Origin of the sequence: Acinetobacter sp. AS23, from assembly GCF_023612055.1 — a bacterium.
GTDB classification, from domain to species: domain Bacteria; phylum Pseudomonadota; class Gammaproteobacteria; order Pseudomonadales; family Moraxellaceae; genus Acinetobacter; species Acinetobacter oleivorans.
Window position 1 is genome coordinate 3,562,352 of sequence record NZ_CP082274.1, and the last position, 19,330, is coordinate 3,581,681.

Here is a 19,330-nt window from a genome sequence, read left to right on the forward strand (position 1 = left end):
ATCAGGCTTTAGCCAAGGTCAACAGATAAGCCTTCATCTCATCTAATTGTGTTGCTCTCAGGTCTGATTCCTCATCCCAATAAAGCCCTACACAGTTTGCCTGCATATCAATAGCATAAATCCCTTTTAATGCAATGGGAGAATCATTAAATTTCTCATCACCCTGAACCACTTTTAATTTGCCGTCTACAACACGAGCACGCATTAAAGATAAACGGGCATCGGGAATCAGTACACTATAATAAGCAACCATGCTGGCACGTTTTTCAGTAGCCATTGGAACATGTGTCCATTCAGGTGCAACAATTACACGTGGATGTAACCCTATTTTTCGGGCTTTATCACGCATAATACCAAGTGCCTTTTCACGTGGGCTCACTCTTAAACCAAAAATGGAGCCTAGTACGAAAAGAACAATGATAACGGTAACCCAAATTCCCATATTGTCCATAGCAAAACCTATTAATCTCTTTTATTAGAGTTGCATAAGCTGACCAGAAAACGCAAGTTACATCAGAAAAATAATGCCCGATAAGATCGCAAGACCCCAAATATCGGTATTTCACTGTGCAAATTGCAATATTGTCACTCAAATATAGTTAAGAGTTCTGACCATCATTAACAAGTGTCAACTTTCCAAATCGGTCGATATGGGCATCACCCCACAGTTTTAAAGCAAATAAAATTTGCTCAAGACTTTGCCCTAATTCGGTCAGGCAATATTCCACTTTAGGTGGGACCTGAGGGTAAACTTCCCGATGAATAATTCCGTCTTGCTCTAACTCACGTAACTGATTTGTCAGCATTCTTTGGGTAATGCTCGGAACACGCTTTCGAATTTCATTAAACCGTAAGGTGCCTTCATTAAATAAATGCCAAAGAATGACGCATTTCCACTTTCCGTCAATCAAACTAATGGCCGCCTCCACTGAACAACCTGGAGAGCAATCAAAACTTGAATGTCGTAGTTTTGCCATTTTACAGTATCCTTTTTGACACTATGAGCGTTATTTGTCTGTAGTCACTATTTTTAAGCTTACGTTATGATCAAACTCTCAACAAGAGGAATTATTATTATGAAAGCTGTGGCATATCAAAAAGCAGGTCCCATTACGTCACCAGAAGCACTCGTTAATATTGAACTCGACACTCCCGTTGCAGAAGGTCGTGATTTACTTGTTCGCGTTCAGGCGATTTCAGTTAATCCGGTTGATACAAAAATTCGCAACAATGTAAATCCAGAAAATAATCAGTGGAAAACTCTTGGTTGGGATGCGGTAGGCATCGTTGAAGCGATTGGAGAACAAGTCTCGCAATTTAAAGTCGGAGATGCAGTCTGGTATGCAGGTGCACTCAATCGCCAAGGCAGTAATAGTGAATTGCAATTGGTTGATGAACGTATTGTGGGGCATAAACCAAAAACTTTAGAAGCAACTGAAGCAGCTGCTCTTCCTTTAACTGCTATCACGGCATGGGAAATGCTATTTGATCGGTTACAAGTACCCAAAGCTGCTCCAGAAAATACATCTATATTAGTGATTGGCGGAGCTGGTGGAGTAGGTTCAATCACCATTCAACTTCTTAAGCAGCTGACTAACCTAACAATTATTGCAACAGCTTCACGAGCCGAAACTAAAGAATGGGTTAAGCAACTCGGTGCTGACCATGTGTTAGATCATCGAGAGCCTTTAGCAGCCCAAATCAAGCAATTAGGCTTAACTGCACCTTTATATGTATTCTCAACGACTCAAACAGATCAGCATTTATCAAATATCGTAGAGTTGATTGCGCCACAAGGTCATTTTGGCTTAATTGATGATCCAGCTCAGTTAGATATTAAGCCTTTCAAATCGAAGTCAGTATCGGTGCATTGGGAGTTTATGTTTACACGTTCAATGTTCCAGACTGAAGATATGCAAAAACAAAGTGAACTATTAAATGAGGTCAGCAAGCTGGTTGACGAAGGAAAAATCAAAACGACCGTAACCGAGGTTATAAGTCCAATTAATGCTGAAAATTTAAAACGAGTTCATCAGCAAATTGAAAGCGGCACAACAAAAGGGAAAATCGTATTACATGGTTTTTAAGTAAAATTGAAAATATTCCCTAATAAAATGGCAAGTGTTGAACTTGCCATTTTATTAGTAGTGAGGAGGTTTATTGGTTAATGGGTCAAAAGGTGCAATACCTTCTGATAAATCCGATGATTCCACACGTTGATAAAGAAATTGCATTTGTTTTTTTAAATCAGCTATTTCTTGGGTCTGAATAGCGAGTTGTTGATTTAATTCTTCAACTAAATCATCCAAAAATGTAATTCGCACTTGCAAATCTTCAATGGGTGCGGACAATGACGCTTGATCATCATGATATGGTGGTTTAGTCATTTAAATCCTCATTTGAGATTCTGGAAAACATTATGGCCTATATTACCCTAAGGGATGTCCAACTTGCTTTTGGCGGACCTGCCCTACTCGATGGCGCGAACTTTAATCTAGAACGTGGCGAACGAGTCTGTTTAATTGGGCGTAATGGTGAAGGTAAGTCTACTTTACTTAAACTGATCGAGGGAAGCCTATTACCAGATTCTGGTGAAGTTTCCATTCAAAATGGTCTAACTGTTTCAATGTTAGCCCAAGACGTTCCAATGGATTCTGGCAAAGTAGCTGACATTGTGGCAGATGGTGCAGGAGAAGCTTCTGAAGTACTCAGAGCTTATCATGAAGCGACCGACGCTTGTATGTTAGGAGATATGGAAGCCTGTGATCGCATGGGTAACCTTCAGCATAAGCTAGACCAACTAGATGGTTGGGCATTAGAAAATAAGGTAAATGCTCTTTTAAGTAAAATGGGGCTTGATCCAAATGCAGACTTAGCGGACCTGTCAGGTGGACGTAAACGCCGTGTATTACTTGCACGTGCTCTTTTAACACAACCAGACGTATTACTGCTAGACGAACCAACGAACCATTTAGATGTTGAAAGTATTGAATGGTTAGAAAAATTCTTACTCGATCAAAATAATTTAACGCTTCTATTTATTTCGCATGACCGTTCTTTTGTAGATAGTATTGCAACTCGAATTGTGGAACTCGACCGCGGTATTTTACGAGGTTATGAAGGTAACTATTCTCGCTATTTAGAGCTCAAAGCTCAGCAAATGGAAGCAGAAGAAAAACAGAATGCTTTATTTGATAAAAAGTTAGCTGAAGAAGAGGCTTGGATTCGCCAAGGGATTAAAGCACGTCGTACCCGTAATGAAGGCCGTGTTCGTGCTTTAAAAGCTTTACGTGAAGAATCAAAAGCACGCCGCTCACAACAAGGCAAAGTGAGTATGGCAACTCAAGACGCAAATCGTTCAGGTAAATTAGTATTTGATATCGAACATTTAAGTGTCGCTTACGACGATAATTTACTGATCAAAGATTTCTCTACCCTTGTCATGCGTGGTGATCGTATTGGCTTGGTAGGTGATAATGGCGTTGGTAAAACCACGTTAATTAAAGCCATTTTAGGTGAAATCGAACATGGCGGTTCAGTTAAAACAGGTACACAGTTAGAAGTTGCCTATTTTGACCAATTACGTAATGCCTTAGACCTTGAAAAAACGGTAATGGCAAACGTTTCAGAAGGCTCTGACTTCGTTGATGTAAATGGCAACCGTCGTCATATCTACAGCTACCTTCAAGACTTCCTATTTTCACCTGAACGTGCTCGTACTCCAGTAAAAGCACTTTCTGGTGGTGAACGAAATCGAATCTTACTGGCTAAACTGCTACTCAAACCATCAAATCTAATTGTAATGGATGAGCCAACCAATGACTTGGATATGGTGACTCTAGAGCTTCTAGAAGAAATGTTGTCTGATTACAAAGGCACATTGCTACTCATTAGCCATGACCGTGCATTTATGGATAACGTAGTAACATCTACGTGGGTATTTGATGGTAAAGGCAATATTGCAGAATACATCGGTGGCTACCAAGACTATTTGCAGCAACGTCCAGATGACAAAGTAGTCGATCAAAAATCTGATGTTAAAAAAGCTCAGGCGAAAGCTGAAGCGGAAAAAGCTGCTGCTCAAAGTACCGTTAAAAAGGTCAAACTGAGTTATAAAGATCAGCGTGAACTTGAACAATTACCCGCTGAAATTGAAAACTTAGAAAAGGAACAAGCAGAACTTTCTGAGAAACTTGCAGATGGTTCATGGTTTGTTAAAGATGCAGATGCTGCGACCCAAGCAAGCCAACGCCTAGCAGAAATTGAAGAATTACTGCTTGAAAAATTGGAACGTTGGGACGTGCTTGAACAAATGAGTAAAGGAAACTAATTCGTTTTACTTTCCTAAAAAGCCTCTAAAAAAAGAGCCTTCTTAAATTAAGCAGGCTCTTTTTTTATATTGTAAATATAATGGTTTAAAAACTTAAAGCTTATAAATCACATTCCTATCATGGATTATATCTTGGCTATTTTTAGTATTTTAAAATAGCCTTGTGCTTGAATATAGGACTTATAAAAATAATTATGCTATATCTAACAACATAATAATATTGGAGTGTTTTGGCATGCTGGAGCTTTCTCAAATTTTGGCATTTGGACTAATTTGTTTGGCGATGGTACTCACTCCTGGTCCCAATATGATTTACCTTATTTCCCGTTCAATTTGCCAAGGGAAAACTGCTGGATTTATCTCTTTAGGTGGAGTAGCTGTAGGCTTTATCTTTTATATGCTTTGCGCATCTTTTGGTATTACGGCGTTAATTGTTGCTGTTCCTTATGCTTACGACACGATTCGTATTGCTGGTGCAATTTATTTACTCTGGCTTGCATGGAAAGCACTACGTCCAAATGCCGCTCCGATTTTCAATGTAAAAGATTTATCAGTAGATTCCCCAGCTAAACTCTTTTTAATGGGTTTTGCGACCAACCTGCTTAATCCGAAAATTGCCATTATGTATTTATCTTTACTGCCACAGTTTATTCATCCACAACAAGGCAGTATTTTGTGGCAATCAATTCAACTCGGTACGATTCAAATTTTTGTCAGCGTTTCAGTAAATGCGCTTATTGTACTTTCTGCGGGTAGCATTGCCCTTTTTCTACAACAAAAACCTCTTTGGGCAAATATACAACGTTGGCTCATGGGAACAGTATTAGCAGGACTCGCTGTTAAAATTCTTTTAGAAAATCGCCGATAACACAACCGTCTTATTTCATCCTCTCTTAACACTCAATTGAACAGTGTATTACGACGATAAATTCAGTTCGTGATACACTTTTGCCTGTTTTAACTTTTTGAACTCTTTATATCGTTATGAGCCAAAAGCAGCCCTATACGCCCGGTGAATTTCAATGGTCCTTTTTATTGCCTAAATATTGGGGTGTTTGGATTGCTATTGTCTTTTTAATGCTTTTGGCTATTTTACCTTGGGCCATACAATGGCGTCTGGCGCATGGCGTAGCTCATCTAGCTTGGAAATATCTAAAATCACGCCGTAAAACCACTATTCGTAATTTAGAAGTCTGCTTTCCTGAATGGTCTGCCGATAAGGTTCAACAACAAGCTCAACAAGTTTTCGTCGATATGATGCTTGGGGTGTTTGAAACCTTAAATGCATGGTACAACCCACGCTGGTTTAAAAATCGAGTCACGATTGAAGGTTTAGAGCACATTACCAATGCCCAAGCTCATGGCAAAGGTGTTTTATTACTGGGGACTCACAGCACGCTTCTTGATGCAGGCGGCTATGTTTGTGCTCAGTATTTTGAACCAGATGTTGTCTATCGACCTCAAAATAACCCATTGCTCGATATGCTCATTTATCGTTGCCGTGGCACGATTTATAAAGCACAAATAGACCATGATGATATGCGTGGTTTAATTCGTCACCTTAAAGATGGCGATGCAATTTGGTATAGCCCCGACCAAGACTTTGGACTTAAACAAGGTGTTATGGCGCCATTCTTTGGCGTACCTGCTGCCACAGTAACTGCACATCGCCGCTTATTAAAAATCTCAAAAGCAGTCGCCGTGCCTTTATATTTCTATCGCCATGGAGATATTAAGAACCCAAAATATCACGTTCTGATTGAACCTGCAGTCGACAATATGCCAAGTGAAGATGAAGTCGATGATGCAACACGCGTCAATAAAATTATTGAAAATCAACTTCGCATCGCACCGACTCAATATATGTGGTTCCACCGTCGATTTAAGACACGTCCTGAGGGATATGAAGAAATCTATTAAGATAAAGCTATGATAATTTTAAATTGATAGTAAGCACAGCCTCAATTTAAAGTGAAATTCAAATACTTTCGAATAGGCAGACCTTACTTTTTAGGGATAAAAAGTAAGCAAAAATCCTTTGTTCCGCTGATGTTACTTCCTTGTAACACAGCGAAACAGCGACATCCATGTCGCTATCACGATAGTAAATTCCGGATAATGATTTAGTTTGAAATGATGTATCTGTGGATGGTCCATCTTTTATGAATGTATAAGGCAAAAAACAATGAAAGTGATGCAACTTCTCCCAGAACTCAATAGCGGTGGCGTAGAACGCGGCACACTAGAAATTGCACGTGCGCTCGTTGCACAAGGCCACAAATCATTGGTTGTTTCAAACGGTGGCCGCTTGGTCTCACAGCTCGAAGCTGAAGGTTCTACTCATTTAACGCTACCCATTCATAAAAAGTCGCTTTCAAGCTTGTGGCAAATCCGTCCATTACATCAGCTGATTGAACAGCATCAACCAGATATTGTTCATGTACGCTCACGTGTACCTGCTTGGCTAACTCACTTTGCTTTAAGGAAAATACCTGCGAACAAACGTCCTCACCTCATTAGCACGGTGCATGGCTTTTATTCAGTCAATCGTTATAGTGCAATTATGACGCAGGCCGAAAAAGTGATTGCTGTTTCAGATAGTGTAGTTAAATACATCACTGACCATTATAAAAACTGCCCTCCCCAAGATATTGTTCGAATTTATCGAGGAATTGACCCAACCGCGTTTCCACATAGTTATCAGCCATCAGCACAATGGTTTAATCAAGTTTTTAATGACTTTCCTGAACTCGAAAATAAATTCTTACTATGCTTACCTGGCCGTATTACGCGTTTAAAAGGACATGAAAGCTTAATTGAATTGATGCAAAAACTAGGTGAACAATATCCTCAGCTACATGCGGTAGTTGTTGGTGGTGCCGATGCAAAAAAACAGGCCTATTTAAGCGAGTTGCAGAGTACCATTCAAAGTAAAGGACTCGCAGATAGAATTACCTTTGTAGGTCATCGCTCAGATATTCGCGAATGGCTCGCTTTTAGTGACATTGTGCTCTCTCTATCCAATCAAGCAGAAACATTCGGTAGAACAGCATTAGAAGCGCTCTCAGTCGGTACTCCAGTCATTGGCTGGAATCGTGGAGGCGTGGCCGAGATTTTATCGAATATCTATTCACAAGGTCTTGTTGAAGTAGGAAATGAAAAGGCTTTACTGGAAACAGTTAGACAGCATGTTGAACAGCCTCAAATCGTTGCCCCTGTTACCATGTTTAGCTTGAAAGACATGTGTGATCAGACACTGGCGTTATATGAATCTGTACTGAAATAACCTCATAAAAAAACCCGCGATCAACGCGGGTTTTTATTACAACAATAAAAAGTCAGCTTTATTTAAGCGATGCTTCATAAGCTGCTGCTTTTTCATAGTCGTATTGTTTTTCCCATTTACTAATCACAAGTACTGCAAGTGCATTACCTACAACGTTCAACGCGGTACGTGCCATATCCATGATACGGTCAACACCAGCAATAAATGCCAAGCCTTCTACAGGAATACCAACACTACCTAATGTTGCTAATAACACAACAAACGATACGCCAGGAACACCCGCAATACCTTTAGAAGTAATCATTAAAGTTACAACTAAAATGACCTGTTGGCTAATTGACATTTCAATACCGTAAAGCTGTGCAATAAAGATTGCCGCGATACTTTGGTAAAGCGTAGAACCGTCAAGGTTAAATGAATAACCTGTTGGGATTACAAAACTAGAAATTGCTTTAGGCGCGCCATAAGCTTCCATCTTTTGCATAATACGCGGTAAAACTGTTTCAGAGCTTGCAGTTGAATATGCCAAAATTAATTCATCTTTCAAAATCTTAAACAAAGTAAAGATATTGATGCTGAACATTTTTGCAGTTAAACCAAGTACCACCAAAGCAAAGAACAAGATCGCGCCATATACCAACACGACTAACTTGCCTAAAGGGATAAGCGAAGCGAAACCGAAGTTTGCAACCGTTACTGCAATCAAACCAAACACACCCACTGGCGCATATTTCATGATGATGTGCGTTACACGGAACATTGTTTCCGATACAGCATGAAATACGTTTAATAATGGATCTTTAGTTGTTGCTGGTAATGAAGACAAACCAATACCAAATAACACAGCAAAGAAAATCACAGGTAACATTTCGCCATGCGCCATTGAACTAATAATGTTCGTTGGGATAAGCGATAATATTGTCTGCATAATGCCATGAGACTGTGACTGAACTTCTTCAGTTGTATGCTTATATTGAGAAATATCAGTTTGAACCAGTTGAGACATATCAATGCCTGAACCTGGATGGAAGATATTCGCTGCAACTAAGCCCACCAAAATAGCAATAGTGGTAATAATTTCAAAATAGAGAATGGTTTTAAAACCAAGTCGCCCTAAACTTTTCGTACTGCCAACACCTGCAATACCTAAAATCAAGGTAGAGAAAACGATTGGAATAACAATCATTTTAATCAGGCTAATGAAAATCTTACCAAGTGGCGTAAGAACATTAGTTACAATACTGTCTTTGATTTCAGGCTGATTATGTAAAACAGCCCCGACAACTATCCCTAGGATTAAAGCAATTAAAATTTGCCAAGCAAGGCTAAATTTAAAATTCTTCATAAGACAATCCTTATGCACCGCAAAGTATCAAATATGAGAGGGAGAAGACCACTAACTAAGAGTGAAACCTCAATATGTACAGTAATTTCCAAACAGAAATTTAAATGCACAAACAAATCACAACTCGCCGATCTGACGAGATAAACAACAATGCCTGTTGACGATCCAACATGTCAACGATCGGCACATTCTATTGAGATTTGCTAATTAAACAACCCCAATTTATCTCTAAACAGATGAAAACCCATATTTATTCATCAATAATCTATAAAAACAGAAACTTATCTGAAAAAAAAATTGTATCTATTTTCATTGAAAATGACTTAGATATACATGAGTGCTTACCTATCATTAGATAGATTTTAAAATTAAGATTAACTTAAAAATATTTCTTTTTTTACGATAAATTAAATATGGTATATATAAAATATTAACCCGAGTTCTGCGTCCTGCAAAACTCGGGTAAATGAGGTTGTGCTTTCAGGTTAATCGTTATTTTTATCGTTTCCGTTCCAACATCTAATCCGTGATGCTATTCCATATCAGCTTTGTGTATCCTTACGTGGGATTGTCCATTCCCGTTTCCGTGTGCCGATGAATGTAGAATAAGGTTTTTATCCCCCCCTGCCTATTCGCCCTAGACTCAAATCTTTGTACGATATTGCTTACATCAATTTTTATATTCTTTTTATTTATAAGGCTGTGCAATTTTATCAGTCACAATTTTTTCTTCTTTTTCAGCCTTTGCAATCCCTTCTTGTATGGCACTTTGAGCCTCTTCTTCATCGGTTTGAGTTTGTTCTAATTCCTCTTGAATATGTTCAAATATTCGGCCAGTCTGCAAAACAACATATACAGGAAAATGATCAGATCCAATATGTGGTAAACGCTGCATTTTAACTAAACCAAAATCCGTACTATGAAAAATATGATCTAAAGACCAACGCAGCAATGGATAATCTGCATGAAAAGTATTAATAAAATGTCGCCCAACTCGTGGGTCAAGTAGCCCACTAATCCGCTGGAACAACCGCGTAGTCCGAGACCACGCTACATCGTTTAAATCTCCCATCACAATACAGCTTTCATCTAAGTCTTTAATCTGGTCGCCAACAATTAAAAGCTCTGCATCACGTAAAGTCGAATCTTTCGCCTCAGTTGGACTCGGTGGCTTCGGATGTAAACAATAGAGTTGAACTGGCATACCAGATCGTAAGGTCACAGTAGTATGAATAGAAGGAATTTCATCACTTAAAATAAATTTAACTTCAGTATTAGATAGAGGTAATCGACTATATAAATGCATGCCGTATAAATTATCTAAAGGCACGGGAACGCGATAAGGATAATCTTCTTCAATTTCTTTTAAAGCATTTTCCCAAGTCTTATCACTTTCCAATGTAAGTAGTAAATCTGGTTTTAATGTCCTGATCTGCTCAAGCAGTAAATGATATTTATCATTTGGGGTTAGAACATTCGATACAATTAAGGAAATTTGCTTTTGCTGGTCTAACTGAGATGATTTGACCTGTTTAACCTGTTTTTTCCAGAGCAAGGTATAAGGCAAAACCATTTTAAGCTGATAGGCGATGGCCGCCATGAGTACAGCAAGTACTATTTCACGCCATAGATTCCATTCGCCAGGCCAAAACAGCATACCAACAAAGGCTAATAGACCAACAAATAGAATCTGCAAACGAGGAAAATCGGCGCCACGAAACCACCACTCATCACGAGGAATAAGTGACCAGAAACTTAACCAAATCACCAGACCAGCTAGAACTTCGACATAAATCATTGAATTTTCTCTTTTAAGATGATTTGGTTTTTAAAATTTTTGTCATCTTTATCAATTTTGTATGTAACATAAACAAGATATTCTACTCAATAAACATGGTGTTTTGTTTCTGTAACGCTTGCAGTTGTGGACACTTTTGATACACTCAACTCCCCCTAACAATTTTAACGCACCGAGGCAAAATGACATGAAAGTAGGTCTGGTCGGTTGGCGCGGGATGGTCGGTTCCGTCCTTATGCAACGTATGGTTGAAGAGAATGATTTTGCTCATATTGAGCCATTTTATTTCTCTACCAGTAATGCAGGTGGTGAAGCTCCTTCATTTGGTGGTAAGACTGCCCCAGCACTTATGGAAGCTACAGACATTAATAGTCTGAAGCAAATGGATGTCATTATTACCTGTCAAGGTGGTGACTATACGTCTGAAGTTTTCCCACAGTTAAAAGCAACTGGTTGGGATGGCTACTGGATTGATGCAGCCTCTACTTTACGTATGTCAGATGATGCGATCATCGTTCTTGACCCAGTAAACCTTAACGTTATTAAAGACGGCTTGGTTAACGGCACCAAAACTTTCGTAGGCGGTAACTGTACAGTATCGCTTATGTTGATGGGTGTAGGTTCACTTTTCCAAAACAATTTGGTGGAGTGGATGACTGCTATGACTTATCAAGCAGCATCAGGCGCTGGCGCACAAAACATGCGTGAGCTAATTACTGGTATGGGCTACTTATATAACAATACCAAAACATTGTTAGATGACCCTAAATCTGCAATTTTGGATATTGATCGTCAAGTTGCTGAGTTACAACGTGGCGAAGGTTTCCCATCTGCTAACTTTGGCGTGCCATTAGCAGGATCGTTGATTCCTTATATTGATAAACAGCTCGAAAGCGGTCAGTCAAAAGAAGAGTGGAAAGGTCAGGTTGAAACCAACAAGATCTTGGGTAATTCACAAATTGTTCCGATCGATGGCCACTGTGTCCGTATTGGCGCGATGCGTTGCCACTCTCAAGCACTAACAATCAAGTTGAAAAAAGATGTTCCACTTGATGAAATCGAAGATATGATTCGCACTTCAAACCAATGGGCAAAAGTTGTACCAAACACTCGTGAAGCGTCTATGACTGACCTTACACCTGTTGCTGTAACTGGTACCTTAACTGTACCTGTTGGCCGTTTGCGCAAACTTAATATGGGTAAAGAATATTTAGGCGCATTCACAGTAGGTGATCAGTTACTTTGGGGTGCTGCTGAACCTTTACGTCGCATGTTACGTATCTTAGTAGAATACAAGAGCTCATAATTTGGTCTGAATTATTCAGTCAAAACGAAAAGCCGATCACATTAGATCGGCTTTTTCGTAACTGGTTTGTAAAAATTTTACAATTTATTTACATTTCATTATTGTATAATTTTGAACGACTTTACGACTTATTAGGTCATGGATTGAGATGACTGTTTATAACAAATTAAAAATTGCCATTTTCACCATTATGTCTTCGCCTTCTCTTTATGCGATTACATTAGACCCTATACAAATTCAGTCTGCGCCCGGGGATTTGTTATATGCAGAAATGAATTTCCAACAAGCTGACCCCAACGCTACATTACAAGTGAGTTTAGCGACTCCTGAAGATTTAAGCGCTTTGGGTGTAACTCATCAGCCTCCAGGAAATCTTAATTTTTATACACGCCAAAATGGTCAAGGTTCTGGGGTTATTGTGATTACCTCATCCCGACCTGTTAATGATCCTGAGCTCAATATTGTTGTGAAAATCAGTGAAGGTTCTGCAACGCGTTTACAGCATATTAAAACTGTAATTAAACCTTCTCCGATAAAAAAGACCGAAAATAACGAAAGTACTTTATCTCCTCAGTTTGTTGTTAACGAGAAGGATATTGCATTAAATCTGCCAGAAAGCACCCAATATGCTTCATCAACTTCGACCCCAACTACAACAAACTCTAATAGTGAACAAAATCTTAATATCAGCTCTGGCACTGCCTCTGCATTAAATACGAATTCAACTCCCTCACTTAGTGAAAACACTTCAGCTCTAGCAACTCAACAAGTTGTAGCAGGTACGGCGCCCGATCAGGCACAAACCAAACCTACTATCACTCAGTCAAATGCCCATACTTCGCCAAAGACAACAGTTAAAAATTTAGCAGGACAAAAGAAGACTGCTCCATCCAAAAATCTCAATCAAAATACTGCAAAGAAACAAACCCTAAGTCCATCTAAAGGACCAGTAACTTCAGGTAAATATGTAGTACAACATAATGAGTCTTTATGGAGTATTGCTAATCGTATTGCAGCGAAAACCAAACAGCCAGTTGCAAAGGTCATGCATGATATCCAAAAACAAAACCAGCATGCTTTTATTCAAGGTGATGTAAACCGTTTACGTCAGGGAATTTCTCTAAAACTCACACACCCTCCTGTCGCTAAAACTCAGCAAAATAAATCAAAAACTGAAATAACACATACTGCAAAATCATCTTCTGGCCAAGCTAAATACCGATTGCAACAAGCAGAAATGAGTATCGTGGCTGAAAACAGCCAAAATTCTACACATGGAAGTGCTAAAAAGAGCACACAACAAAGTCAAAACAATACTGAGTTAGCAGTAAAAGTTATGACAAAAAGAGAAAAAAACGTTACATTACAAAGGAATGTAACCAAACTAAATCAAACTTTACGTTTAAAAGACCAACGTATTCAGCTTTTGAATGCTCGTTTGGCAGAGTTACAACAGCAGTTACAAGCACAGCAACAAACTCACAAACAAAAACATTAAGTTAAAACCAGAGTTAGCTCGCTTTATATTGCAAATATTTATTTTTTAAGGGGAAAGTAATGTTATATGTGATTCCGTTCATCATATTACTCGTGGTCGCTGTTATTTTTAAAAAACGCGAGAATAGCCAGAAACAAGAGGCCACTTCTCCTAAAACGGTAAACAAAAAAAACAATAAAAAAGCGAACTCTAAATCGAGTAAAAGCTCGCGTGAAAAAAGCAAAGTAAATGTAGTAGAAGATACTCTTCCACCTGTTCCACAAAGCACTCCTGTTCCAGAGGCTGTACGTCAAAAAATTCAACAGCTCATTCAAGAAAAGCAATATTCAGCTGCTGAAGCTCAAGTCAATCAGGCGTTAAAAAAAGACAATACTCAGCATGCGCTTTATTTACTGTTACTTGAAGTTCATATTGCACAGAAAGATGAGTTTGCTATAACACAACTGATTAGCCATATTCGTAGCTTGGCACTCAATGAAATAGCGACTCAAGCAGAAACTAGACAAAAAGAATATGAGTCATCAAGACAACCTGATGCCATCGATTTTCCTCAAGCTCAAACATATGAAGAACCAAAAAATACACCAGACACTACAGCTCAGTTTGATCAGTTAACAACAAGTTCTTCTGAAGCTTCTTTTGATGACTTGCAGAAAGACTATACACCGGTAAAACAAGAACCTGCTGTTGAAGTTAAACCTTTAGAATTTAACTTTTCACTCGAAAAAACTGCTGCTACCGAAACTACCAGCCAACCTGTACATGAACCAGAAGTATCAACATCTCAGCAAGTACCAGAAGTATCGTCATCTCAGGAAACAAATGAGCTAGCTGATTTAGAGTTTTCTTTTGACTTGGCACCTCTGCATGAAACTGAGGAAAAAACTCAAGCAGTAGAGGTAAAAGCAGATCAAGAGAACAGCGTCAATGCTTTAGATTTCAACCTTGACTTAAAGCCTTCAAGTTCAGAGACGAAATCTGTTGAACAAGCTCCATCATTAGATGAACTTACACTCGTAGAACAAGCGCCATTAGAAGCAACTTCAATCGCGTCTCTTGAGTTTTCGTTAGATGAGCCAGCGTTAGTTACAACACCAGAGATTGAAACTCAAAACCATATAGAGGCAGTCAATGGAGAGGCGACTCAAACTCAAGTAGAGGATCCACTTCTAGACGCATTTCCAGAATTAAAACAGTTAGATGAAAATGAACTCGACTTACAACTTGCAGAGCAGTACATCAAGTTAGGCGCTTACCCAGCAGCACACGCCTTGTTGGCAAGTAATGAGCAAAAATTCAACACAGAGCAACAACAACGCGCGAAAAATCTACTAAATCGCATAGCTTCTTAAGGCTGATCGTTTTACCATAAGCAGTCAAAGATGACTGCTTTTGTGCCTGAAAAAGATGAAAAAAATTGCCTTATTTTATATGGGTGGTACTTTTGGCTGTGTAGGTGAACCTTTAGCGCCTATGCCATATGACCAATTCTTGCCTCAACTTGAAAAAGTTATACCACCCCACTTAACAGTTGACTGTTTTGCTGCCCCAAATATTGTAGATAGCAGCGCTTGTACAGCGCCTGATTGGCTACGTCTTATTCAACGTATACAACAGCTCCAACTCGAAGGTTATCAACACTTCGTCGTTATTCATGGTACAGATACTCTTAGTTATGCTGCTGCAACCCTAGCTCGCTTTTTAGGCCAAAGCTGTCATATTGTGATTACTGGTAGCCAATACCCGTTACTCAATGTTCAAGGTGATAATACTCGTGAATTTACTGATGCAATTGAGAACTTATATCTTGCATTAGAACAAGTGATTGCCCTACCTGTAGGTGCGTATCTTGCATTCCATCATCAAGTATTCCATGCACAAACTGCATTAAAAACGCATACGACTGAACTCGAAGCATTTTCAGGTTTAAGTAGTGAAGTTGAGTTTACGCCTCAGCAAAATGAATTGATCGTACAAGATGCTCAAATTGAAAAAGCGGCTTCATTCCAAATTTTAAACTGGATGATGCAACCGATTGCAACACAGCACTTGGTACAGCAATTACGTCACTTACTTCCTGCCCCACCACACTTCTTGGTGTTACAAGGCTTTGGTACAGGCAATATCGCAGTAAACCCTGAATTATTGGCAACCTTAGATGAACTGTATGCTCATGGTTGTGTTCCGATTCTCACGACACAGGTGACCTTTGGCGGCATTGACCAACGTTATGCAATTAGTGCTTGGGCCAAAACTGCAAAAATTGTCATTAATGATGCGCATAGTCATGCAGATCTTTATGCAAAAGCACTTCAAATCTATTTAAAATACCCAACCCCAGAACAATGGTTCAGCCATTGGAACGAAAATTTGCATTAAATAGAGGTAAAGCCATGCAACGTTATGCAGTCGGTATTGAATTTAGCGGAGTTCAATATCGAGGTTGGCAAACACAACAGCCAGGCGTTGCCAGCGTACAAGAAACGATTGAACGTGTGCTTAGCAAAGTCGCAAATGAACCTATAGCACTCCATGGTGCTGGTCGTACCGATGCAGGAGTACATGCGACAAATATGGTGGCACACTTCGATACTCATGCCATTCGTCCAGAGACAGGGTGGTTAAGAGGGGCAAATAGTCAGCTGCCTAAAGATATTTCCATTCAGTGGATTAAGCTGATGGATGAAAGTTTTCATGCCCGCTTTAAAGCAACTGCTCGACGTTACCGCTACATTATATATAACACGCCACATCGCCCTGCACTCCTGCATAAACAGGTTACTCACATTTACCAAAAGTTAGATGTGAAAAAGATGATTGAAGCGGCAAGTAAATTTGAAGGCACTCATAACTTTGAAAGCTTCCGTGCAGCAGCGTGCCAATCAAATCAACCTGTTCGACATGTAAAACATTGCCGTTTATTTGAACACGGGCGCTATTTGGTTTTAGATATTGAAGCAGATGGTTTTTTACACCATATGGTTCGCAACATTGTTGGATGCTTACTTGAAATTGGTCAAGGTATGTATGAAATTGATCATATCGATACAATGTTTGCTGCACAGGATCGTAAAGCGGCAGGAGTAACAGCCCCACCCGACGGTCTTTATTTTATTCAGTGTAATTATCCTGAGCAGTTTGATTTGCCACAGCCACCACTTGGGCCACATTGGCTAAACTTACCTGAGTAAGCTTAGCCCAATGCTGTATGTTTCTACCGGTGTTGTTTACGCTTACGGTACTCAACCGGTGTCTCATTCGTCCAACGCTTAAATGCGCGGTAAAACGTACTCGGTTCAGAGAAGCCAGTTAAATACACAATACGCTCAACACTCTCGTTGGTATTTGCCAAAAGTTTTTTAGCTAATCGACAACGATAATCTGACAGAATTTGCTGAAAACTAGTATTGGCTTCGCTTAGCTGAGTACGTAAGCGACGTGGAGTAATATTCAACTGAGCTGCAACCGTTTCTAAGGTTGTTTCTCCACTTTCCAACGTTGAACCAATTGCGCGACGAACTTCACCCACTAAATCATAACGAGCCAATTCCTGTAGTTTTTCAATCGCGAGCTGTTCATGCAACTGCAATAACTCAGGCTCTGCTTGCCAAAGCTGAAAATCTAGAATAGCTGGATCAAAATATAAACGTGTCTCTTTCTGACCTAAACTGACTGGGCAGCCATACACTCGGAAATATTCATCCTCAGAAGCACCTTCGCTAAAATTAAAATCGATGAAGATGGGATGAAATTGCCCTTCGGTAATAAATTTAAAAAATCTAAGGATGCCCGAAATTGCACATTCAGAGAAATGTCGATTAACAAGATTATCAGCACCGATCTGTTGGCCATTGGTTAAATAACAACGCCCTTCCTCAATGACTAGTTTTGCATCAAAAGCATCACTAATGAGTCGCTGATAAGCCAAGGCCCGTTTTAGACCTTCACCAAAAGTTTCACTACTAATAAATAGATGTTCAATGACCTGACCACGGTATAAAGGCAAATGCTCGCCTAAATGCAGACCGATATCTGGATCTTTACTGACTTCCTGAGCGGCAGTCCAAAAGGCGTACTGTGCACTTAACGGTGTACGTGCATTTGTATCAACCTGATTTAAAGCAACTCCCGCTTTGGTTAATATTTCTTCTGTTGGCAAACCCGCACGACGAATCGCTTGATAGCCAAAGCGTAATACAACTGATGCATCTGTTAGCTGACCCACGCAGTGCCCTTCCATGTAGATACTTCATTGATATTTAGGGCTGTTGACCTTTACGCAATTAACAGTCCCTAATAACTATGATTTTAGATTAGCGTTGATTGACCAAACTGACAACAGAATTACTCTTCTTTTATGAAAAAAATTACATCTTTTTTTATTAGTCATACTTTAACCAGATGCTTTAGCAAAAGGATGTCTATCTTGTTTTTTTTAAATAAATTGACTATAATTTGCGCCTTTCCAATTTGATCATCAGGTAGGCTATGGCCAATAAAGAGGAACTCATTGAGTTCGAAGGCGTTGTCACCGAAACGCTTCCTAATACGATGTTCCGTGTACGTCTTGAAAACGGTCACGAAGTTATTGCACACATTTCTGGTAAAATGCGTAAACACTATATTCGTATTCTTACTGGCGACAGTGTAAAAGTCGAAATGACTCCATATGACCTCACTAAAGGTCGTATTACGTACCGTGCTCGCTAATTAGTGAATGCAAAAAAGCCACTTTATGATGTGGCTTTTTTATTGCGTTGTTTATTCACTTAAGCGACTGGTTTTACATCCTACCGTTTGGCATTCACGCAGTCTTTCTTGCAGCCAATGGTTTCTTTCTTGCGTTGTCTGTAAACGACATTGCACGTCTACGCTATTCCTATTTGAATCTGTACAATCTGCATCACGTTGACGTATCCACGCGAGTTGAGATTTTTTAAGAATATTTTTTTGCGCCGTATTTAATTTTACTCTCAATGCTTGATAGTTCTTATTCAGATCTGCATCCGCACTCGCATAAATTTTATTTGTACAGTAAATATCATCGTAAGTATTTCGGGCACTATCGCAGTTATCTGCATAGACCGCAGTCATTCCAAAGCTGCATAAAAAAGCAAAAACTATTTTTTTCATACTTTTCTTCCTTAAGTTTTCTATGAAATTATTATTAAAACGATTTCTATGTAATGATAAATCGCAAGACAAATTTACCTTCTATTTATCATAATCTTCCTTTTTTACTTTACAAGCATTCAAATCCAACCTATTGTTCTTTAATAATAAATATAATTTTTTATTGAGATAAAAATGAATACAGCTACCCGATGTAAAATTGGTCTACTTTGTTTAATCGTCATGAATATGAGCGCTTGTACTAGCCATCCACGCCAATCTATAGATTTACAAGAATACTTAAAGGGCTTTCTAGGCAAATCATCGAACACCATTCGGCAAGATATCAATCTACGAAGTCTTGGTTTTCAAGTCGCAAATACTCCACAGAAAACATCCAATCAACTCATCTATACGATTTTACGGCCATTAAACATTCCAATCCCGATGGTGACTAATGTCGACATGAGAGGTAATTCTGTCGCTATACAATCAGGTAATCTGGGTGGTAATTCTTACGATTTAAATTTCAACTGCAAAGTTATTTTCCAGCTGAAGAATGATATTGCCGAGTCTATTCAATATGAAGGTAAAGCCTGCTAAAACATAGGCACAAAAAAACGCAGCGATTAGGCTGCGTTTTTTAGTAAAGTAG

19 protein-coding genes are annotated in these 19,330 nt (G+C 39.1%); 12 read left to right on the forward strand and 7 right to left on the reverse strand.

Going from position 1 to position 19,330, the window contains the following annotated elements; all coding sequences use genetic code 11:
• Position 1: 1 nt before the first annotated feature.
• A complete protein-coding gene (locus K6I41_RS16875; RefSeq protein WP_151988864.1) occupies positions 2 to 451 on the reverse strand; it encodes an ammonium transporter in 450 nt (149 codons plus the stop codon).
• A 148-nt stretch (positions 452 to 599) separates the two neighbouring features.
• A complete protein-coding gene (locus K6I41_RS16880; protein ID WP_107880690.1) occupies positions 600 to 977 on the reverse strand; it encodes a winged helix-turn-helix transcriptional regulator in 378 nt (125 codons plus the stop codon).
• 99 nt (positions 978 to 1,076) lie between these two features.
• Here K6I41_RS16880 and K6I41_RS16885 point away from each other — a divergent pair, with 99 nt between their 5' ends.
• A complete protein-coding gene (locus tag K6I41_RS16885) occupies positions 1,077 to 2,087 on the forward strand; it encodes a zinc-binding alcohol dehydrogenase family protein (protein ID WP_151988865.1) in 1,011 nt (336 codons plus the stop codon).
• A 54-nt stretch (positions 2,088 to 2,141) separates the two neighbouring features.
• On the opposite strand, the gene K6I41_RS16890 is transcribed toward K6I41_RS16885, so the two are convergent.
• Entirely contained in the window at positions 2,142 to 2,387 is a 246-nt protein-coding gene (locus tag K6I41_RS16890) for a SlyX family protein (protein WP_005302092.1), read from the reverse strand.
• Positions 2,388 to 2,419: 32 nt separating this feature from the next.
• Between K6I41_RS16890 and K6I41_RS16895 the strand changes: the two genes are divergently transcribed.
• The 4 genes from K6I41_RS16895 to K6I41_RS16910 all read left to right on the forward strand — a co-directional run bounded on the left by K6I41_RS16895 (position 2,420) and on the right by K6I41_RS16910 (position 7,616).
• Positions 2,420 to 4,330 (forward strand): ATP-binding cassette domain-containing protein, encoded by a 1,911-nt coding sequence (locus K6I41_RS16895; RefSeq protein ID WP_111855546.1) that lies wholly within the window; start codon positions 2,420 to 2,422, stop codon positions 4,328 to 4,330.
• A gap of 235 nt (positions 4,331 to 4,565) precedes the next feature.
• On the forward strand, positions 4,566 to 5,198 hold the full coding sequence (locus tag K6I41_RS16900) for a LysE family translocator (protein ID WP_004794830.1): 633 nt from the start codon (positions 4,566 to 4,568) through the stop codon (positions 5,196 to 5,198).
• 116 nt (positions 5,199 to 5,314) lie between these two features.
• On the forward strand, positions 5,315 to 6,250 hold the full coding sequence (locus tag K6I41_RS16905; RefSeq protein WP_250374816.1) for an LpxL/LpxP family acyltransferase: 936 nt from the start codon (positions 5,315 to 5,317) through the stop codon (positions 6,248 to 6,250).
• A 265-nt stretch (positions 6,251 to 6,515) separates the two neighbouring features.
• Positions 6,516 to 7,616 (forward strand): glycosyltransferase family 4 protein, encoded by a 1,101-nt coding sequence (locus K6I41_RS16910; RefSeq protein WP_250374817.1) that lies wholly within the window; start codon positions 6,516 to 6,518, stop codon positions 7,614 to 7,616.
• Between the two features lie 58 nt (positions 7,617 to 7,674).
• Here the strand turns inward: K6I41_RS16910 and gltP are convergent, their stop codons facing one another.
• Positions 7,675 to 8,961: a glutamate/aspartate:proton symporter GltP gene (gene gltP / locus K6I41_RS16915; protein ID WP_004794835.1), complete on the reverse strand. Its 1,287-nt coding sequence runs from the start codon at positions 8,959 to 8,961 to the stop codon at positions 7,675 to 7,677.
• A gap of 688 nt (positions 8,962 to 9,649) precedes the next feature.
• Positions 9,650 to 10,759 carry an endonuclease/exonuclease/phosphatase family protein gene (locus tag K6I41_RS16920; RefSeq protein ID WP_151827887.1) on the reverse strand — a complete coding sequence of 370 codons (1,110 nt, stop codon included), beginning with the start codon at positions 10,757 to 10,759 and terminating at the stop codon, positions 9,650 to 9,652.
• 187 nt (positions 10,760 to 10,946) lie between these two features.
• Here K6I41_RS16920 and asd point away from each other — a divergent pair, with 187 nt between their 5' ends.
• From asd to truA, 5 genes are all read left to right on the forward strand, one after another.
• Complete coding sequence (gene asd, locus K6I41_RS16925; RefSeq protein WP_004794839.1) at positions 10,947 to 12,065, forward strand: aspartate-semialdehyde dehydrogenase; 1,119 nt, start codon at positions 10,947 to 10,949, stop codon at positions 12,063 to 12,065.
• A gap of 148 nt (positions 12,066 to 12,213) precedes the next feature.
• Positions 12,214 to 13,563, forward strand: coding sequence for a type IV pilus assembly protein FimV (locus tag K6I41_RS16930; RefSeq protein WP_250374818.1), 1,350 nt, complete (start codon positions 12,214 to 12,216; stop codon positions 13,561 to 13,563).
• A gap of 59 nt (positions 13,564 to 13,622) precedes the next feature.
• Positions 13,623 to 14,915: a T4P machinery localization factor FimV gene (gene fimV, locus K6I41_RS16935; RefSeq protein WP_250374819.1), complete on the forward strand. Its 1,293-nt coding sequence runs from the start codon at positions 13,623 to 13,625 to the stop codon at positions 14,913 to 14,915.
• A 55-nt stretch (positions 14,916 to 14,970) separates the two neighbouring features.
• Positions 14,971 to 15,942: an asparaginase gene (locus tag K6I41_RS16940; RefSeq protein WP_250374820.1), complete on the forward strand. Its 972-nt coding sequence runs from the start codon at positions 14,971 to 14,973 to the stop codon at positions 15,940 to 15,942.
• A 14-nt stretch (positions 15,943 to 15,956) separates the two neighbouring features.
• A complete protein-coding gene (gene truA / locus K6I41_RS16945) occupies positions 15,957 to 16,754 on the forward strand; it encodes a tRNA pseudouridine(38-40) synthase TruA (protein ID WP_013199023.1) in 798 nt (265 codons plus the stop codon).
• Positions 16,755 to 16,777: 23 nt separating this feature from the next.
• Here truA and K6I41_RS16950 read toward each other — a convergent pair whose 3' ends face one another.
• Positions 16,778 to 17,788, reverse strand: coding sequence for an AraC family transcriptional regulator (locus K6I41_RS16950; RefSeq protein ID WP_005302061.1), 1,011 nt, complete (start codon positions 17,786 to 17,788; stop codon positions 16,778 to 16,780).
• Positions 17,789 to 18,051: 263 nt separating this feature from the next.
• Between K6I41_RS16950 and infA the strand changes: the two genes are divergently transcribed.
• Positions 18,052 to 18,273, forward strand: coding sequence for a translation initiation factor IF-1 (gene infA, locus K6I41_RS16955; RefSeq protein WP_001284370.1), 222 nt, complete (start codon positions 18,052 to 18,054; stop codon positions 18,271 to 18,273).
• Between the two features lie 51 nt (positions 18,274 to 18,324).
• On the opposite strand, the gene K6I41_RS16960 is transcribed toward infA, so the two are convergent.
• The gene (locus K6I41_RS16960; RefSeq protein WP_151988871.1) at positions 18,325 to 18,696 is read right to left on the reverse strand and encodes a lysozyme inhibitor LprI family protein; all 372 of its coding nucleotides are present in this window, start codon (positions 18,694 to 18,696) and stop codon (positions 18,325 to 18,327) included.
• 174 nt (positions 18,697 to 18,870) lie between these two features.
• Here K6I41_RS16960 and K6I41_RS16965 point away from each other — a divergent pair, with 174 nt between their 5' ends.
• Positions 18,871 to 19,278 carry a hypothetical protein gene (locus K6I41_RS16965; RefSeq protein WP_250374821.1) on the forward strand — a complete coding sequence of 136 codons (408 nt, stop codon included), beginning with the start codon at positions 18,871 to 18,873 and terminating at the stop codon, positions 19,276 to 19,278.
• Positions 19,279 to 19,330 lie beyond the last annotated feature (52 nt).

What these genes read in the sequence shown, in the direction of transcription:
- asd (WP_004794839.1), top strand. Translation starts at nt 10,947, where the DNA reads ATGAAAGTAGGTCTGGTCGGTTGGCGCGGGATGGTCGGTTCCGTCCTT.
- K6I41_RS16930 (WP_250374818.1), top strand. Translation starts at nt 12,214, where the DNA reads ATGACTGTTTATAACAAATTAAAAATTGCCATTTTCACCATTATGTCT.
- K6I41_RS16905 (WP_250374816.1), top strand. Translation starts at nt 5,315, where the DNA reads ATGAGCCAAAAGCAGCCCTATACGCCCGGTGAATTTCAATGGTCCTTT.
- infA (WP_001284370.1), top strand. Translation starts at nt 18,052, where the DNA reads ATGGCCAATAAAGAGGAACTCATTGAGTTCGAAGGCGTTGTCACCGAA.
- K6I41_RS16885 (WP_151988865.1), top strand. Translation starts at nt 1,077, where the DNA reads ATGAAAGCTGTGGCATATCAAAAAGCAGGTCCCATTACGTCACCAGAA.
- truA (WP_013199023.1), top strand. Translation starts at nt 15,957, where the DNA reads ATGCAACGTTATGCAGTCGGTATTGAATTTAGCGGAGTTCAATATCGA.
- K6I41_RS16880 (WP_107880690.1), bottom strand. Translation starts at nt 977, where the DNA reads ATGGCAAAACTACGACATTCAAGTTTTGATTGCTCTCCAGGTTGTTCA.
- K6I41_RS16895 (WP_111855546.1), top strand. Translation starts at nt 2,420, where the DNA reads ATGGCCTATATTACCCTAAGGGATGTCCAACTTGCTTTTGGCGGACCT.
- K6I41_RS16910 (WP_250374817.1), top strand. Translation starts at nt 6,516, where the DNA reads ATGAAAGTGATGCAACTTCTCCCAGAACTCAATAGCGGTGGCGTAGAA.
- fimV (WP_250374819.1), top strand. Translation starts at nt 13,623, where the DNA reads ATGTTATATGTGATTCCGTTCATCATATTACTCGTGGTCGCTGTTATT.
- K6I41_RS16965 (WP_250374821.1), top strand. Translation starts at nt 18,871, where the DNA reads ATGAATACAGCTACCCGATGTAAAATTGGTCTACTTTGTTTAATCGTC.
- K6I41_RS16940 (WP_250374820.1), top strand. Translation starts at nt 14,971, where the DNA reads ATGAAAAAAATTGCCTTATTTTATATGGGTGGTACTTTTGGCTGTGTA.
- K6I41_RS16900 (WP_004794830.1), top strand. Translation starts at nt 4,566, where the DNA reads ATGCTGGAGCTTTCTCAAATTTTGGCATTTGGACTAATTTGTTTGGCG.
- K6I41_RS16890 (WP_005302092.1), bottom strand. Translation starts at nt 2,387, where the DNA reads ATGACTAAACCACCATATCATGATGATCAAGCGTCATTGTCCGCACCC.
- K6I41_RS16875 (WP_151988864.1), bottom strand. Translation starts at nt 451, where the DNA reads ATGGACAATATGGGAATTTGGGTTACCGTTATCATTGTTCTTTTCGTA.
- gltP (WP_004794835.1), bottom strand. Translation starts at nt 8,961, where the DNA reads ATGAAGAATTTTAAATTTAGCCTTGCTTGGCAAATTTTAATTGCTTTA.
- K6I41_RS16960 (WP_151988871.1), bottom strand. Translation starts at nt 18,696, where the DNA reads ATGAAAAAAATAGTTTTTGCTTTTTTATGCAGCTTTGGAATGACTGCG.
- K6I41_RS16920 (WP_151827887.1), bottom strand. Translation starts at nt 10,759, where the DNA reads ATGATTTATGTCGAAGTTCTAGCTGGTCTGGTGATTTGGTTAAGTTTC.